Raw genomic sequence first — 14,969 nt, forward strand, 5'->3', positions numbered from 1 at the left:
ATGACCTTGTTTGGCTACCGAATACCAATGATGGCGTCCCTGCTTGTCTGGTGCGTCGTGTGGGAAATCGTCGGCCGGCTGGACCTTGTTTTTCTGCTGCCGCCCTTTAGCGACGTGCTGGCTGCAGCCGTCGGTCTGGTGCAGACGCCGTCCTGGCAGAGCGCGACGGTCACGACCCTTCGCGCCTTCGCCATGGGCATGGCCCTGTCGATCGTAATCGGCGTGCCTCTGGGCATCCTGATGGGACGCGTCAAGATTGCCGACGACCTGCTCGGCATGTGGGTCAACATCTTTTCAAGCGCACCGCTCTCGGCGATCGTCCCGGTGCTGATGATCCTGTTCGGCTTCGGCGAGAAGACGATCGTTGCGGCGGTGTTCCTGTTTGCGATCTGGATCATCGTTCTCGACACGCGCGCCGGGGTCCGCCACATCTCGCCGTCGCTGATCGAAATGGCGCGTTCCTATGGCGCCTCGCGCCCGGCGCTTTATACCAAGATCATCCTTTGGGCGGCACTTCCGGAAATCCTTGCCGGCATCCGCCTCGGCCTCATCCGTGGCGTCAAGGGCGTCGTCATCGGCCAGTTGCTCGTCGCCATCGTCGGCTACGGTGCGCTGTTCGAGACCTTCTCGCGAAATTTCCGCATGGCCGAATTCTGGGCCTTGACCATCATCCTTTTTGCCTTCGCCCTGCTGATCGCCGAACTGATCGAAAGAGCCGAAGCGAAAGTCGAATACTATGCAGGAGCAAGACAGTGAACATGCACGGCACCACCTCAAGCTATGTCATCGAACCGACCGCAATCCCCAGCATCCCGGTGGCGGCAACCGACAAAATGTTTCCGGTGCACCGGGTCTATTGCGTCGGACGGAACTATGCCGCGCATGCAGTCGAGATGGGACACGACCCCAACAAGGAGCCGCCGTTCTTCTTCCAGAAGAACCCCGACAACCTCGATACGACAGGGGACTTTCCGTATCCTCCGGCTTCCAACGATGTCCATCACGAGATCGAAATGGTCGTGGCGCTGAAAAGCGGCGGTACGAATATCCCGGTCGAAAAGGCTCTGGACTGCGTGTTCGGTTACGGCGTAGGTCTCGACATGACGCGGCGCGACCTGCAAGGTAAGGCGAAGGATATGGGCCGTCCATGGGAGGTCGGCAAGGCCTTCGAGGCATCAGCGCCATGTACGCCATTGGTTCCGGCAAGCTCGATCGGCCATCCAACCCAGGGAGCGATTTGGCTGGACGTCAATGGCCAGCGAAAACAGACCGGCGACCTCAACCAGATGATTTGGAAAGTTCCGGAAATGATCAGCTATCTCTCAGGTCTTTTCACGCTGATGCCGGGGGACATCATTCTTTCCGGCACGCCGGCGGGCGTCGGCGCGGTTGTTCGCGGTGATGTTCTTCGCGGTCATATCGATGGCGTCGGCGACCTAGAGGTTCGCGTTGTCTGAAGCGGCATCGATCATTGAACGACTTGCTGCCGGCGCGGATGATGCGCCGGCGATTTCGGCGCCCGACAGGATCACGCTCACCCATGGCGGACTGTGCCGCCTGATCTCCGAGATGGCAGCCCAACTGCATGCGCTGGGCCTCGGCCGTGGCGACCGGGTGGCCATCGTGCTGCCGAACGGGCCGGAGATGGCGACTGCCTTTGTAGCGGTGGCCGCAGCGGCGTCGACGGCGCCGCTCAACCCGGCCTACCGGGCCGACGAGCTCGATTTTTATCTCTCCGACATCGGCGCCAACGCAATCCTGGTCGCCGAGGACGAGAGTGGTCCGGCGGTCGCGGTTGCCGAGCGTCTGGGCATAGCTGTGCTGAGACTGGTCGCGCGGGGTGACGCGCCAGCCGGCAGTTTTGAGATCGAGGGCAAACCGGTTGGTCCGTCTGTTTCGCCCGGCCTGGCTGAGGACGGCGACATCGCGCTGTTGCTGCACACGTCCGGCACCACGTCACGACCCAAGCTGGTGCCGCTCAGCCATGCCAATCTCACCGCCTCGGCCGCCCATATCGGCGCTACGCTCGGCCTGACGGCCGGTGATCGCTGCCTCAACGTCATGCCGCTATTCCACATTCATGGGCTGATCGCGGCGGTGTTGTCCTCGCTCGCGGCCGGCGGCAGCGTCTTCTGCACGCCGGGCTTCAACGCGCTGCGCTTCTTCCATTGGCTTAGCGAGGCGCGGCCGAGCTGGTACACGGCCGTGCCGACCATGCATCAGGCCATCCTGCCGCGGGCGGCGCGCAATGCCGATGCATTGGCCGCCGCGCCTCTTCGCTTCATCCGCTCGTCCTCGGCATCGCTCCCGCCGCAAGTGATGGCGGAGCTTGAGGCGACCTTCGGCTGTCCGGTGATCGAATCCTACGGCATGACCGAGGCCGCGCACCAGATGGCCTCGAACCGGTTGCCGCCGGGCCTGCGCAAGCCGGGCAGCGTCGGCGCCGCCGCCGGACCGGAGGTGGCGGTGATGGCGCTGGACGGGCAATTGCTGCAGCCCGGTGAGACCGGCGAGATCGTCATTCGCGGGCCCAATGTCACCGCCGGATACGAGAACAATCTGGACGCCAATGCCACCGCCTTCGCGCATGGCTGGTTTCATACCGGCGACCAGGGCATGCTCGACGATGACGGTTATCTGCGCGTCACCGGCCGGCTCAAGGAGATCATCAACCGTGGCGGCGAGAAGATCTCGCCGCTCGAGGTCGACGACGTGCTGATGGATCATCCGGCGGTGGCCCAGGTCGTCACCTTCGCCACGCCACACGACAAGCTCGGCGAGGAGGTCGCGGCTGCGATCGTGCTGCGCGAGGGCATGGCCGCCACCGAAGGCGACATCCGCAGCTTTGCCGCGCTCCGGCTTGCCGACTTCAAGGTGCCGCGCATTGTCCTGATCCTGAACGAAATCCCGAAGGGCGCGACGGGCAAGCTGCAGCGCATCGGTCTCGCGACCAAACTCGGTCTTGCGAAACCCAGGCTGGGATGATGCGGATCACCATTTTTGGCGCCGGCGCGATCGGCGGCTATCTCTCGGCCAAACTTGCCATGGCCGGCCGCGTCGATCTGTCGATCGTGGCGCGGGGCGCTCATCTCGATGCGATCAAGACGGCCGGGCTTCGCCTGATGGAAGACGGTCATGAATCAACCGCCTCTGTCAGGGCCGCCGCGCAGGCGCAAGAGCTAGGTGTCCAGGACTACGTCGTTCTGGCGCTCAAGGCCCATTCCGTCGCACCAGCGCTCGACCAGATCGCGCCGCTGCTGGGCGAAGGGACGGCCGTCGTCACCATGCAGAATGGCGTGCCGTGGTGGTATTTCCACAAGATCGGCGGATCGCTTGAAGGCACGCGGTTGCAAGCGGTGGATCCCGGTGGGCTGATCTGGGATCGGCTTGGGCCGGATCGCGTCATCGGCTCGGTCGTCTATCCCGCGGCCGAGGTGGATGCGCCCGGCCTGGTCCGCCATATCGAGGGAAAACGCTTCTCGCTTGGTGAGCCCTCGGGCGAGAAGAGCGAACGTGTCACGCGGCTTGCCGAGGAGATGGTTGCGGCGGGGCTGCAGGTGCCGGTTCGCGACGACATCCGAAGCGAAATCTGGGTGAAGCTCTGGGGCAATCTCTCCTTCAACCCGATTTCCGCGCTGACCGGCAGCACGCTTTCGGCAATCGCTGCCGACGAGGCAACCCGCATGCTTGCCCGCGCCATGATGCTGGAGGCGCAGGCGATCGGCGAAAGCCTCGGCGTCCGTTTCCCGATCTCGGTCGACCGTCGCATCAAGGGGGCCGGCGACGTCGGCGAGCACAAGACGTCGATGCTGCAGGATCTGGAACGCGGCCGACCGATGGAGATCGACGCACTGGTAACGGCGGTCCAGGAGCTTGGCCGGCTGACCGGCCAGCCGACGCCCACCATCGACAGCGTTCTGGCGCTGGTGCGCCGCCTCGCCATCGAGCGCGGCTGCTATCTGACCTCGGCGTGACGGGGTAGGTGGGTTTCTCGACCATGCTTGACTCCCTGGATCGCTGGCCGTTGATCGCCACGTCATGATCAATCTACTCAAATCCCCTTCACATATTCCGCAAGCTGGTCGGCCACGGTGCCCCAGCCATCGAAAAAGCCCATTTCCTCGTGGTTCTTTCGTGTCGCTTCATCCCGGTGGATGGCTGTCGCGGTGTAGCGCGTCGCCTTGCCTTCCGGCTGCAATGCTATGACCGCTGTGATGAATGAGTCCCCTGACGGCCGATAGCCGGGCAGCAACGCATCGGTCCACACCAGCCGCTCGTTCGGCACGATGTCGAGGTAGCAGCAGTGGCGGTCATTGACCTCCTTGCCATCAGGCGACTGCATGCGGGTCCTGAACAGCCCGCCAGGTCTGAGGTCGATCTCGCAATCAGTGACGATCCACGGCTTCGGTGTGAACCATTGCCGAACATGCTCGGGCGTCGTCCAGGCTATCCACAAAAGCTCGCGCGGCGCGTCGATGACACGTTCGAGGACGAGGTCGAGTTTGGGGTCGGGTTTGAACAGCACGGTCGAACTCATTTGTCTTTCTCCTTGAGTTTTAGGACGTAGTCGTCGAATTGATCGAGGCGGCGCTCCCACAGGGTGCGCTGCTCGGCCAGCCAGTTTTCCGCAAGCTTCAGCGGCTCAGGCGCAAGCCGGTAGGTCCTGACGCGGCCGGCTTTTTCGGAATGGACGAGCCCGCAGCCTTCTAAAACCCTGAGATGTTCAATGAAGGAGGGCAGGGTCATGTCGAATGGCTGCGCGAGCTCGCTAACCGAGGCGGGGCTTCTGTTCAGCCGCTCGACAACACGGCGGCGCGTTGGATCGGCAAGCGCCCGGAAGATGCCGTCAATCGGCGGCTGGCTGGCGGAGTGCAGGCTTGTTGCCACAGTCATGTCGTCCTCGCGTCACTGCACTTAATTTATATTACTTAGGTAAAAACCTTAGTATTGGCAAGCGCAAAAATTGTGAGGATGCCTGCGGGGGTCGGTGGCAATGTCTGAGGGGTGGTTTACGGTGCGCCAGATTCGATGAGCGATCAGTCCGAGGGCAAAAATTTGACGATCACGATGTACGGCATCACCAATTGCGACACGATCAAGAAGGCGCGTGTCTGGCTGCAGAGCCATGATGTCGCCTATCGCTTTCACGACTACAGGGTCGAAGGACTGGAGGCGGATCGGCTGGACAGTTGGTCCGGCAGGGTCGGCTGGGAAATCCTGCTCAACAAGGCGAGCACGACATTTCGCGAACTGTCGGACAAGGACAAGCTGAGTCTCGACGAGAAGAAGGCCAAGGCGCTGATGCTGGCCAAACCGACGATGATCAAGCGGCCGGTCCTCGATCTTGGCGATCGTATCCTCGTCGGCTTCAAGCCTGATGTCTATCAGCATGCGGTGGGTGGGTTGAAGTAGCGGGACGGCGACGCTTTTTACGCTCCAGTTCGAGAGGTTGCTTGCCGCGCTGGTCTCAATTCCGCCAGGCGAATTGGGTCGCGGGGAAGACCTTGGCCTGCCTGGCCGAGAGCGCGTCCCACGCTTCGCGGCAGCTGGGGTCCGGTTCGATTGTCTCGGCGATGCTGGTCATGGCGTCCGCCGCCTCAGAAAAACTTTCGAACCATCCGACGCCGACCGCGGCGCTAATCGCTGCGCCGAGGGAGGAGGCTTCAGCATTGTGCCCCTTATGGATCGAGATCCCGGTCGCGTCCGCGATCATTTTTGTCCAAAGCTTGCTGTTGGCGCCGCCGCCGATCGCCACCATTTGCGCCGGCGAAAGACCATGACTGCGCATCTCTTCGAGAGCCCGGGCGGTTTGCAGCGTCATCGCCTCGAGCCCGGCACGATAAAAGTGACCGAGCGTGTGCGAAGGGTGCATGCCGATGAAGCTCGCGCGCGCGCTCGGATCCCAATGCGGGTCCATGCAACCGACCAGGGTGGTGCCGGCGAGAAGTCCGTCGGAGCCGATCGGGACGGCCACCGCTTCCCTTTCCAGACGGTCGAAGATCGCCGGATCGGAGCGCCCGCCGGCAAACGCGTCGACGAACCAGTTGACGAAATAGACACCCGCCCGCTGCACAGCCTCGAGGAAATAGCCATCGCCTGTCGGCGAGGTCATGGTACGCCAGAAGGCGCCGACCACCGGTTCCCGCGACCAGATTCCTGCGATGATCGCAGTTCCGAGGTTGAGATAGACGACGCCGTCGCGCATGGCATTGACGCCGAGCCCGGCGCATTGCCCATCGCCGCCGGCGGCAATCACCGGCGTACCTTCGGAAAGGCCCGTTGCGGCCGAGGCCGCGGCATGAACGGTCCCGATCCGCGTGCCGGACCGCACCGCATCGGGAAGTTGCGACAGCTTGATGCCGAGATGATCGAGGATCGGCTGCGACCATGCCTTGCGCGAGATGTCGAAGAGACCGAACGGATCGGCGCTCGTCCAGCTCGCACTTGGCATTCCCGTCAGTTTCAGCGTCAGATAGCCGTGCACGTCGAGGATTTTGTTCGCATGGTCCAATCGTTCCGGCTCGTTCTCGCGCAGCCATTTCAGGCGGTAAACGACCGGCGTCACATCGATCGGCTTGCCGGTGATTGCGTGCAGCCGCTCACGGCCGATCTCCGCCGCGAAACGGTCGACCAGCCCGGCGGCACGTTCGTCGAGCCAGAGGCTCGCGGGTCCGATCGGCTCGCCGGCGCCGTCGATGAGGGCTACGGTCTCGCGCTGGTTGGAGATCGCGATACCGGCGATGCGTTTCGCATCGACCGCGCCGACAAGCTGTCTCAGCGCCGTCGTCGCGGCCCGCCACCAGTCGGTGACCTCCTGCTCGACGTAGTCCGGCCTCGGCTTCATCAGATCGAGCGGCGCGCGGCCTTCCGCCACGGCTCGTCCGTCCCGGCTCCAGGCAATCGCCTTGCAGGATTGCGTGGAACTGTCGAGGCCGACGACAAGAGGTTCGTCGCTGCTGCCCATGATTGTCCTCCCGAGACGATGAGTTCCACCGAGTGCCGGTTATTCCAACAGAATGTTCGCGGTGGCCATGTCGGTGACAAAATGTGTCGCATATCCGCCGCCGAGCCCGCCTCTGATCGCCCCCATCTTGCGGGCGCCACCGGCGGCGCAGATGCGGACCGGCACCGCTTTCAGTTCGTCGAGCGTGATGCCGACGGTGCGTCCGTCGAGCGGCGTTGCGAAAGCGGCTCCCTGGGCGTCGATGAACCGCCCGATAATGACCCCGAGCGCGCCCTGCTCGATCATGCCGGCAAGTGCGGCGGCATCCGATATCCCGGCTCGGGCATAGGTGCTCTCCGGCCCGATATCGCCGATCCCGAAGATGACTTTGCCGGCGGCACGGATCATGCGGAACTGGTTGACGAGCATCGGCTCCTGCATGAGTTCGTCGTGCAGTTCGTCGGTGGAGACGATCGCCGGGGCAAGCAGGTTTATGCAGCGGGCGCCGAGCCGATTGGCCATCAGCGAGGTGCAAAATTCCGGCGAGAAATCGCTGGTGCCGATCGAGCTTCCCGAGAGCTGGACGACGGTGAGGTTCCGATCATGCCGTAGTCGTGGGATCGAGCGGGCGGCAGCGAGCACTGTTTTTCCCCAGGCAACGCCGATCGTGTCGCCCGGATCGACCATCGACGCCAGCAACCGGCCTGCCGCTTCGCCGATGCGGCGGTCGGCATCGTTTGGATCAAGGTCGGGGATAACCGCGGCGCCGCGAAGCCCGTATTTTTCCATGAGACGCCGCGAGGTCAAGGTGCGGGCAAAAGCGTCGTGGTCGACCTGCACGGCGACAAGTCCGCTTTCGCGTGCCTCCTGCAGATAGTGTACCACGCTCGCCCTGGAGACGTTCATGACCTTGGCCACATCGCTCTGGTTAAGCTGGTCGACATAGTAGAGCCAGGCAGCCCACGCCACCGCGCTGTCGAATTCGGGCGGCAGTGCCGAGAGCCCAGATGGTCGGACCAGGTCGATGTCGGCGTTGGCATTCATGTCCCTTTTTCCGCAGGTTTGCAGAACGAAGTCAAGCGTCGCGGGCGAATGCTTGACAAAAGACAGAGATAGATGACTATTGTTCAATGACGCAACGCTCCTCCGCCTCGATTAGAGGGTTGCCCCAGAATGAGGACGCCATGACGAATCCGGCAGCCGGATCCTGGACGACATTAATCGACGACATTTTGGACGGGCGCTGGACCAACCCGGAGACCGGGAAGAAGGCCTTGGTGCCGTATGAGCGGATCGTCATCGAAGAAAGCCTCGAAGGGCGGGCCGCCGATCTCGTTTCTGAGCTGAACCTGGGTGAGCGGTTCACGGTCGTCGCGGATGCCGCGACCTATGATGCGCTTGGCGAACGCATTGCGCGCGAACTGAAGACGCTCGGCCCTGTCGATGTCCTGATATTGGATCACCCGCATGCCGACATGGCCAACGTTGAAAGCCTGGCCGTCAAACTCGCGGATGCGGATGCCGTGGTAGCGGTCGGTTCCGGCACGATCAACGATCTCTGCAAGTTCGTCACCGGAAGGAATGAACGGCGCTACTGCGTGTTCGGGACGGCCGGTTCGATGAACGGCTACACATCAACGACTGCGTCCATCACACTTGAAAGCGGCCTGAAGGTATCGCTCCCTTCCCACGCCCCATCAGGCTTTTTCGTCGATCTTGGCGTCTCCGCTGCCGCCCCGACCTATCTATCGGCGGCGGGGTTCGGTGACTGCCTTTGCCGCTCGGTCGCCCAGATCGACTGGTGGATGTCGCACCGTCTGCTTGGCACTGCCTACCATCAGGTACCGTTTCTCATCCAGGAAAAGGATGAGGCGGCGCTCAACGAGCGTGCGGCAAAGCTTGCCGAACGCGACATCGAGGCCAATGGCTATCTCTATCGCGTGCTGACGCTCTGCGGCCTCGGCATTTCCTTCACCGGCGTCTCCAATCACGGTTCTATGGGCGAGCATCAAATATCGCACTACATCGACTGCTTCGCCGGCGAGCGTCACCCCGGGACGCTCCACGGCACCCAGGTCGGTGTCGCTTCACTCACCATGGCGCGCTTGCAGCAAGCAATGCTAGCAAGCGACCAGCCGCCGGTGGTGAAGGCGACGAGGATCGATCCTGACGACATGGTCCGCCGCATGGGGCCGGCTGTCGCCGCACAATGTCTCGACGAACTGAAGAAGAAGGCCTTCGACGAGAATGCCGCCGTCGCGTTCAACGAGCGGCTGCAGGAGCTCTGGCCGACGCTCAGGCAGGAGCTCAAGCAATTCATGCTGCCTGTCGACGAGATGCAGCGCCTGCTGAAATCTACCGGCGGGCCTATCTCAGCGGCCGAATTGGGCACGCCGGCCGATTTTTACCGCGAAGCCGTCGTCCATTGCCGGGAGATGCGCAATCGCTTCTCCTTCCTCGACATTGCTGCGGATGCAGGAATGCTGGAGGATTTTGCGCGCGGGGAAGCCTGACCTGATGCGCGACCTCGCCGAATTCGCACCCGAAACTGCGTCGCGCATGCGCGGCGTATTCTGCGATATCGACGACACGCTGACGACCGAGGGTCGTCTTCCGGCCGACGCCTACCGTGCGCTCGAACGCCTGCACCAGTCGGGCCTTGTCGTTGCTCCCATTACCGGGAGACCGGCAGGCTGGTGCGACATGATTGCCCGGTTCTGGCCGGTGACCGGCGTGGTCGGCGAAAATGGCGCTTTTTACTTCGCTTACGATCAGGCAACGCGAAAGATGATCCGGGTTTTCGCGGCGAGCGCTGAGGAACGCCGGGAAAACAGGCTCAGGCTCGCCGAACTGGAAAAGCGCATTGTCCAGGAAGTGCCGGGTTCGGCCGTATCCGCCGACCAGCGATATCGCGAAGCCGATCTGGCCATCGACTTTTGCGAGGATGTTCCGGCGCTGCCGCTGTCCGATGCCAGGCGCATCAAGCAGCTTTTCGAGCAGGCCGGCGCTGTCGCCAAGATTTCGTCGATCCATGTGAACGGCTGGTTTGGCCGATACGACAAGCTGTCGATGACGCGCCGCTTTGCGAGCGAGAGGCTGGGAACCGATCTCGATGCTGAAAGGCAGGCCTATGCATTCGTCGGAGACAGCCCGAACGACGCCCCGATGTTCGGGTTCTTTCCGAACTCGTTCGGAGTCGCGAATGTCGTGGATTTCCAGGGACAGATCGACGCCGAACCCGCTTACGTCGCCAGGTCGCGAGGTGGCCGCGGCTTCGTCGAGATTGCCGATGTGATCCTGGCAAACCGGAGGTCAGGGGTGGTCTGATCGGCCGGCGCGAAATGTGCCGCCCGCAAAGACGCAAAGGATGTTCTGCAGGCGAAACAGAACCAGGGACGGAAGATTCGATGCCAGTCTGCTTTCAGATGAAAGCGCGCGCAACGCTCCAGGCAACATCGCACAGCACCTTCGGCTGCCACCGCGATGCCGGCCGGTGGATGTCACAGCGAGCTGCCCGTCTCCTGGTCGGTGATGAGGCCGGTGAAGAACCCTTTTTCCAGGAGCTTGGCCATGATGCCGACCTTGTTCTTTCCGCCGGAAACGAGGATGCGTTTGGGAATGTTGAGCGTGTCGAGAGGATAAACCCCGACAATGCGTTCGTTGACGGGATGGTCGATGAGTTCGGCGTTGCGGTCGAAGAAGTAGCCGAGAAAGTTCCCGATCGGCTTCAGTCTCAGGACGTCGTCGAATTCCTCGTCGGTCATATAACCGACGCTCCGAAGCGTCGAGCTGGTTGTGCCGCCGACGCTCATCAGCGCAAGATCGGCGTTCAGCGCCTTCTGGATAACCTCGCGCGCGCTCGGTTGCTGCAGGATCGTCTCGCGGCTTTCGCGGCTGTCGCAGATGATGGGTCCGGGGAGATAGTAGGATTCGGCCTGAGTGCGCTGGGCAAAGACGGCGGCGGCGTCGTATTTGTCGATCGACGACCGGCGCGACAGAGAGCCGAGAAGCGGCACGACGGTAACGTTCCTGAGCGCCACCGGTTCGATGTTGGAGGCGAGCCATCTCATGGTACGGCCCCACGCCATGGCGACCGTCATGTCGTCCCTGAGCAGCGTCTCGACGGTCTGCGCGGCATAGATGCCGATCACTTCGGAGAGCCCGAGCTCCGACCCGGTGTCATCAGGCGTGATGCTGCATATGTCGAGCCGGTACTTCCGCCTGAGCTGTTCTTCCATTTCGAGCGCCTGGGACGTCCCGGCGTTGATGCGGATCGAGACGATGCCGCGCTCCTTCGCCTCGGCCAGCAGCCTGTGGATCTTGGTGCGGTTGATCTGCAGCCGCTCGGCGATGGCCTGCTGCGTTTCGCCCAGCACGAAATATTGATGGGCAACCCGTGCCAGCAGACCAATCGACGTCATGAGGGTCCTCCGCTGCAGGTGGCGCACCCATCCGAATGCCGCTGTCGCCGGCCAACAAGTGCTTGCCACAGACATGGTGACGATATAGCATTTGAACAAATGCACAAGATATGAACATTTGTGCATCGCAAAACGAAGCGGTTCGGGAGGAACGCGTGCGGGTTGCCCAAGCCAGACGTTTCGTCATTTCGGACCACCCGCTGCCCTGGCTGCTGCCGCTGGTGGCGATCCTGCTTGTCTTCACCGTCTATCCCCTGATCTACAACATCTGGCTGAGCTTCCACGAGTTTGTCCCGCGCCGGCGGGCGCTCGAATTCGTCGGAACGGAAAACTGGGTGCAGCTCTGGAACGACACGCGGTTCTGGCAGTCGCTCGTCATCACCTTCACCTATTTCGCCATCGCGCTGGTCTTTGAACTGGTGCTCGGCATGGCGATCGCGCTGCTCCTCGACAGCGACGGCTTCGGTTTCGGATTCCTGCGCGGCGTGCTGACGATGACGCTTGTCATCCCGCCGGCCATTGTCGGCATGATGTATCTGCTGATGGAGGATCCGCAGTTCGGGGTGATCAGCTACGTCCTGCAGTCGATCGGGGTGCTCAATCCGAACAACCCCATCCTTGCCACGGCCTCGACCGCGCTTGCCGGCGTTCTCGTCGCGGAAATCTGGCAGTGGACGCCGTTCATGGTCCTTATCTTCCTTGCCGGTCTCAGGGCGCTGCCGCCGGAGCCTTATGAGGCCGCGATGATCGACGGCGCGTCGTCGTTCCAGATTTTCCGGCGCATCACCCTGCCGATGATGTCGAAGGTGATCGCGATCGCCGTCCTGGTCCGCGGCATCGATCTCTTCCGGGTCTTCGACTACGTCTTCGTCATGACCTCTGGCGGGCCGGGAGCGTCGACCTACTCGCTGTCCCTCTATGCATGGCAGCAGACGTTCAGCTTCGTAAAATGGGGCTATGGAGCCACGCTCAGCCTCGTCACCCTGGTGATCATCCTCGTTATTGCCAACCTCTTCATCCGTATCGCGAAGGTGAGATGGTAGAATGAACGGCTCCTTCTCGACCCGCATGCTTCGCACCATCGCCGCCTGGGTTGTGGTCGCAGTCTTCTTCTTTCCGATCTACTACTGGACGTCGGTGGCATTCAAACACGGCAATGACATCTTTAACCGGCCGCCGAAACTGTTCGCCTTCACGCCGACCTTCGACAATTTCCAGAAGGTGTTCGGGATTTCGCTCGGCAGCGGCGGCATCACAGTGACGCCGGGCGGCGGCAACTTCTACATGGCGCCGCGCGTCTGGGATTCGATCGTGATCGCGACGCTGTCGACCGTGCTCGCTGTCGCCATCGCCACGCTTGCCGCCTATGCCCTGTCGCGCATGAACTTCCGCGGCCGGCACAGTTTTGTCGGCTGGGTGTTGTCGACGCGCATGATGCCGCCCGTCGCGGTCGCGGTCCCGATGTTCTTCATCTACAAGAATTTCGGGCTCATCGACACCTATACCGGCATGGTGCTGATCCACGCGCTGATGAACCTGCCGCTCGCCGTCCTTCTGATGAAGAGTTTCTTCGACGACATTCCCTCCGAGATCGACGAGAGCGCCATCGTCGATGGCGCCAGCCGCTTCATGATCTTCCGGCGGATCGTGCTGCCGATGGCCAAGGGCGGCATCGCCGCCACGGCGGTGCTCTGCTTCATCTTCAGCTGGACCGAATTCCTGTTCGCGCTGACCCTGACCACCACGTCGCTCAAGACCGTGCCAGTCGTCTCGTCGACCTTCGTCACCTCGATCGGCACCGCCTGGGGCAACATGGCCGCGCTTGGCGCCGCATCCATCATTCCCGCTTTCATCTTCATTCTGTTGGTTCAAAAGCACCTCGTGCGCGGTCTCACGATGGGATCGTTGAAACAATAGATGGGAGGCTCGAATTCGCAGCCTTGTGAAAATCGCGAATTAAACCGGAGGAGTAGACAATGAAGGACAGCATCAGAAAGGCGCATCTTGCCTCTGTCACCGACCGCTTCGTTCGCGGACAGATGGACCGGCGCTCGTTTCTTCGCGCAGCAAGCATTCTCGGCCTCGGCGCCGGCGCGCTCGGCATGGGCTTGGGACGACGTCCGTTCTACGGCATCAGCCAGGCATCGGCTCAGGAACAGGAGTTAAAGCCCAGCGCCGAAATCACCAAGTGGCTCTCGGATGTCGGCAAGCCCTTTGCCGGAACGACGCTCCGTCTCGCCACCGAATCGACGCCGCCGTCGAATGCCATCGCCACGCAGCTCAAGCAGTATTTCGAGGAGGCTACCGGCATCAAGGTCGAGATCGAAGTGCTGCCGCTCGAGCAGGTGCTGCAGAAGCTGACGCTCGACGTGGCGTCGAGCCTCGGCACTTACGACCTCTACTATATCGACCAGAGCTGGGCGGCGAGCTTCAGCCAGGATGTCTTCGATCCGCGTGAGCAGCTCAAAAACGCCGATCTGGCAATGCCGAACTACAACATCGACGACTTCCTGAAGCCGCTCGTCGACGGTATCGCCATGTACGAGGACCGCATGGTCGGCGTGCCCTACGACATCCCGATCTTCATCATGCAATACCGCAAGGACGTCTGGGACGAGCTCAAGCTGCCGCCTCCGGCCACGCTGGACGATTTGCTGCAGGCGTCCGCGGCGATCACCGACGCCAAGGGCCCGAACATGTACGGCACCAGCGGCCAGATGAAATCGGGCCACTACAGCCTCGAATGCGATTGGACGGCGTGGCTTTGGGGCCATGGCGGTTCGATTTTCGGCCCCGACGGCAAATTCACCGGCAACGACGAAGCTGGCTTGGCCGCCATGGCCTACTGGGACAAGCTCAAGGCGACGATGCCGCCCGGCGTCGACGGCTGGACATGGGATGGCGAGGGCCAGTCGGTCGGCCAGGGGGTAGCCGCCTCGATGCTGTCCTGGGGCGAATTCTTCCCGTTCTTCGACGATCCCAAGGCCTCCAAGGTCTCAGGTCTGATGGAAGCGATGGTTCCGCCGAAACCTGCCGCCACGCTGCGGACTGTCGAGCAAACCGGATTCGGCGAAATCCCGGGCGTTGGTCACCAGGGCGGTTCTTCGCTCGCGGTGTCGAAATACTCGAAGAGCCCGGATGCTGCCTGGATTTTCATGCAATGGGCGACCTCAGCCGATACCCAGGCGCTGATAACCGTTCTGGGTGGCGGTACGGGCCCAACGCGCACCAGCGTCTATGACGATCCGCGCGTGCTGGCCAATGCGCGTGTCGGCGCCGGCACGACCCGCCATTTGCCGGTCGTGCGCGACACCATCGCCAACTACATGGGATCCGAGCCCGACCTGCCGGCATGGGCAGAACTCTCGAGCGACATGATCCCGGTTGCGCTGGGCAAATACTTCGCCGGCCAGTCGGGCTCGGCCAAGGAGTCGCTCGACGCCCTGAAAACCCAGGTCGACGATCTCGTCGCCAAGGGCTGAATGTTCCGGGGTGGGGGGGGGGGGGGGCCCCCCCGGGGGGGGGGGGGTTTTTAAAAAAAAAAAAAAATGTTGGATAAAGAAGGGTTGCGGGGTCGGCGCGGGGGTTTGTTTTTGGGGGGGGGG

15 protein-coding genes are annotated in these 14,969 nt (G+C 62.4%); 10 read left to right on the forward strand and 5 right to left on the reverse strand.

Annotation, left to right across the window (positions count from 1 at the left end; all coding sequences use genetic code 11):
• The 4 genes from AC0L3N_RS30780 to AC0L3N_RS30795 are packed head-to-tail and all read left to right on the forward strand — an operon-like array spanning position 1 to position 3,974.
• The gene (locus tag AC0L3N_RS30780) at positions 1 to 756 is read left to right on the forward strand and encodes an ABC transporter permease (RefSeq protein ID WP_473551342.1); all 756 of its coding nucleotides are present in this window, start codon (positions 1 to 3) and stop codon (positions 754 to 756) included.
• Positions 757 to 758: 2 nt separating this feature from the next.
• Positions 759 to 1,457 carry a fumarylacetoacetate hydrolase family protein gene (locus tag AC0L3N_RS30785; protein WP_473551355.1) on the forward strand — a complete coding sequence of 233 codons (699 nt, stop codon included), beginning with the start codon at positions 759 to 761 and terminating at the stop codon, positions 1,455 to 1,457.
• On the forward strand, positions 1,450 to 2,985 hold the full coding sequence (locus AC0L3N_RS30790; RefSeq protein ID WP_473551344.1) for an acyl--CoA ligase: 1,536 nt from the start codon (positions 1,450 to 1,452) through the stop codon (positions 2,983 to 2,985). Before AC0L3N_RS30785 ends, AC0L3N_RS30790 begins: the two co-directional genes overlap by 8 nt.
• Entirely contained in the window at positions 2,985 to 3,974 is a 990-nt protein-coding gene (locus AC0L3N_RS30795) for a 2-dehydropantoate 2-reductase (RefSeq protein ID WP_473551345.1), read from the forward strand. The genes AC0L3N_RS30790 and AC0L3N_RS30795 overlap by 1 nt, the downstream gene beginning before the upstream one ends.
• Positions 3,975 to 4,051: 77 nt before the next feature.
• Here AC0L3N_RS30795 and AC0L3N_RS30800 read toward each other — a convergent pair whose 3' ends face one another.
• Together AC0L3N_RS30800 and AC0L3N_RS30805 are read right to left on the reverse strand one after the other, a co-directional pair.
• On the reverse strand, positions 4,052 to 4,537 hold the full coding sequence (locus tag AC0L3N_RS30800; RefSeq protein WP_192362556.1) for an SRPBCC family protein: 486 nt from the start codon (positions 4,535 to 4,537) through the stop codon (positions 4,052 to 4,054).
• Positions 4,534 to 4,893 carry an ArsR/SmtB family transcription factor gene (locus AC0L3N_RS30805; protein ID WP_473551346.1) on the reverse strand — a complete coding sequence of 120 codons (360 nt, stop codon included), beginning with the start codon at positions 4,891 to 4,893 and terminating at the stop codon, positions 4,534 to 4,536. The genes AC0L3N_RS30800 and AC0L3N_RS30805 overlap by 4 nt, the downstream gene beginning before the upstream one ends.
• Positions 4,894 to 5,055: 162 nt before the next feature.
• Here AC0L3N_RS30805 and AC0L3N_RS30810 point away from each other — a divergent pair, with 162 nt between their 5' ends.
• The gene (locus tag AC0L3N_RS30810) at positions 5,056 to 5,412 is read left to right on the forward strand and encodes an ArsC family reductase (RefSeq protein WP_473551357.1); all 357 of its coding nucleotides are present in this window, start codon (positions 5,056 to 5,058) and stop codon (positions 5,410 to 5,412) included.
• Positions 5,413 to 5,467: 55 nt separating this feature from the next.
• On the opposite strand, the gene AC0L3N_RS30815 is transcribed toward AC0L3N_RS30810, so the two are convergent.
• The gene (locus AC0L3N_RS30815) at positions 5,468 to 6,964 is read right to left on the reverse strand and encodes a xylulokinase (protein ID WP_473551348.1); all 1,497 of its coding nucleotides are present in this window, start codon (positions 6,962 to 6,964) and stop codon (positions 5,468 to 5,470) included.
• A 39-nt stretch (positions 6,965 to 7,003) separates the two neighbouring features.
• The gene (locus AC0L3N_RS30820; RefSeq protein ID WP_473551349.1) at positions 7,004 to 7,987 is read right to left on the reverse strand and encodes a sugar-binding transcriptional regulator; all 984 of its coding nucleotides are present in this window, start codon (positions 7,985 to 7,987) and stop codon (positions 7,004 to 7,006) included.
• Positions 7,988 to 8,127: 140 nt separating this feature from the next.
• On the opposite strand from AC0L3N_RS30820, the gene AC0L3N_RS30825 reads away from it, so the two are divergent.
• Together AC0L3N_RS30825 and AC0L3N_RS30830 are read left to right on the forward strand one after the other, a co-directional pair.
• Complete coding sequence (locus tag AC0L3N_RS30825; RefSeq protein WP_473551351.1) at positions 8,128 to 9,456, forward strand: sn-glycerol-1-phosphate dehydrogenase; 1,329 nt, start codon at positions 8,128 to 8,130, stop codon at positions 9,454 to 9,456.
• Positions 9,457 to 9,460: 4 nt separating this feature from the next.
• Entirely contained in the window at positions 9,461 to 10,270 is an 810-nt protein-coding gene (locus tag AC0L3N_RS30830; RefSeq protein ID WP_473551352.1) for an HAD-IIB family hydrolase, read from the forward strand.
• Between the two features lie 173 nt (positions 10,271 to 10,443).
• On the opposite strand, the gene AC0L3N_RS30835 is transcribed toward AC0L3N_RS30830, so the two are convergent.
• Positions 10,444 to 11,364: a sugar-binding transcriptional regulator gene (locus tag AC0L3N_RS30835; protein ID WP_473551354.1), complete on the reverse strand. Its 921-nt coding sequence runs from the start codon at positions 11,362 to 11,364 to the stop codon at positions 10,444 to 10,446.
• A 155-nt stretch (positions 11,365 to 11,519) separates the two neighbouring features.
• Between AC0L3N_RS30835 and AC0L3N_RS30840 the strand changes: the two genes are divergently transcribed.
• From AC0L3N_RS30840 to AC0L3N_RS30850, 3 genes are read left to right on the forward strand one after another with little or no spacing between them, the layout of a single operon-like run.
• Positions 11,520 to 12,407, forward strand: a complete 888-nt coding sequence (locus tag AC0L3N_RS30840; RefSeq protein WP_473488247.1) for a carbohydrate ABC transporter permease — start codon at positions 11,520 to 11,522, stop codon at positions 12,405 to 12,407.
• Between the two features lies 1 nt (position 12,408).
• The gene (locus AC0L3N_RS30845) at positions 12,409 to 13,281 is read left to right on the forward strand and encodes a carbohydrate ABC transporter permease (protein ID WP_192362543.1); all 873 of its coding nucleotides are present in this window, start codon (positions 12,409 to 12,411) and stop codon (positions 13,279 to 13,281) included.
• A 59-nt stretch (positions 13,282 to 13,340) separates the two neighbouring features.
• On the forward strand, positions 13,341 to 14,846 hold the full coding sequence (locus AC0L3N_RS30850; protein ID WP_292186597.1) for an ABC transporter substrate-binding protein: 1,506 nt from the start codon (positions 13,341 to 13,343) through the stop codon (positions 14,844 to 14,846).
• The last annotated feature ends 123 nt before the right edge of the window (positions 14,847 to 14,969 follow it).

The organism is Mesorhizobium sp. WSM4807, assembly GCF_055811615.1.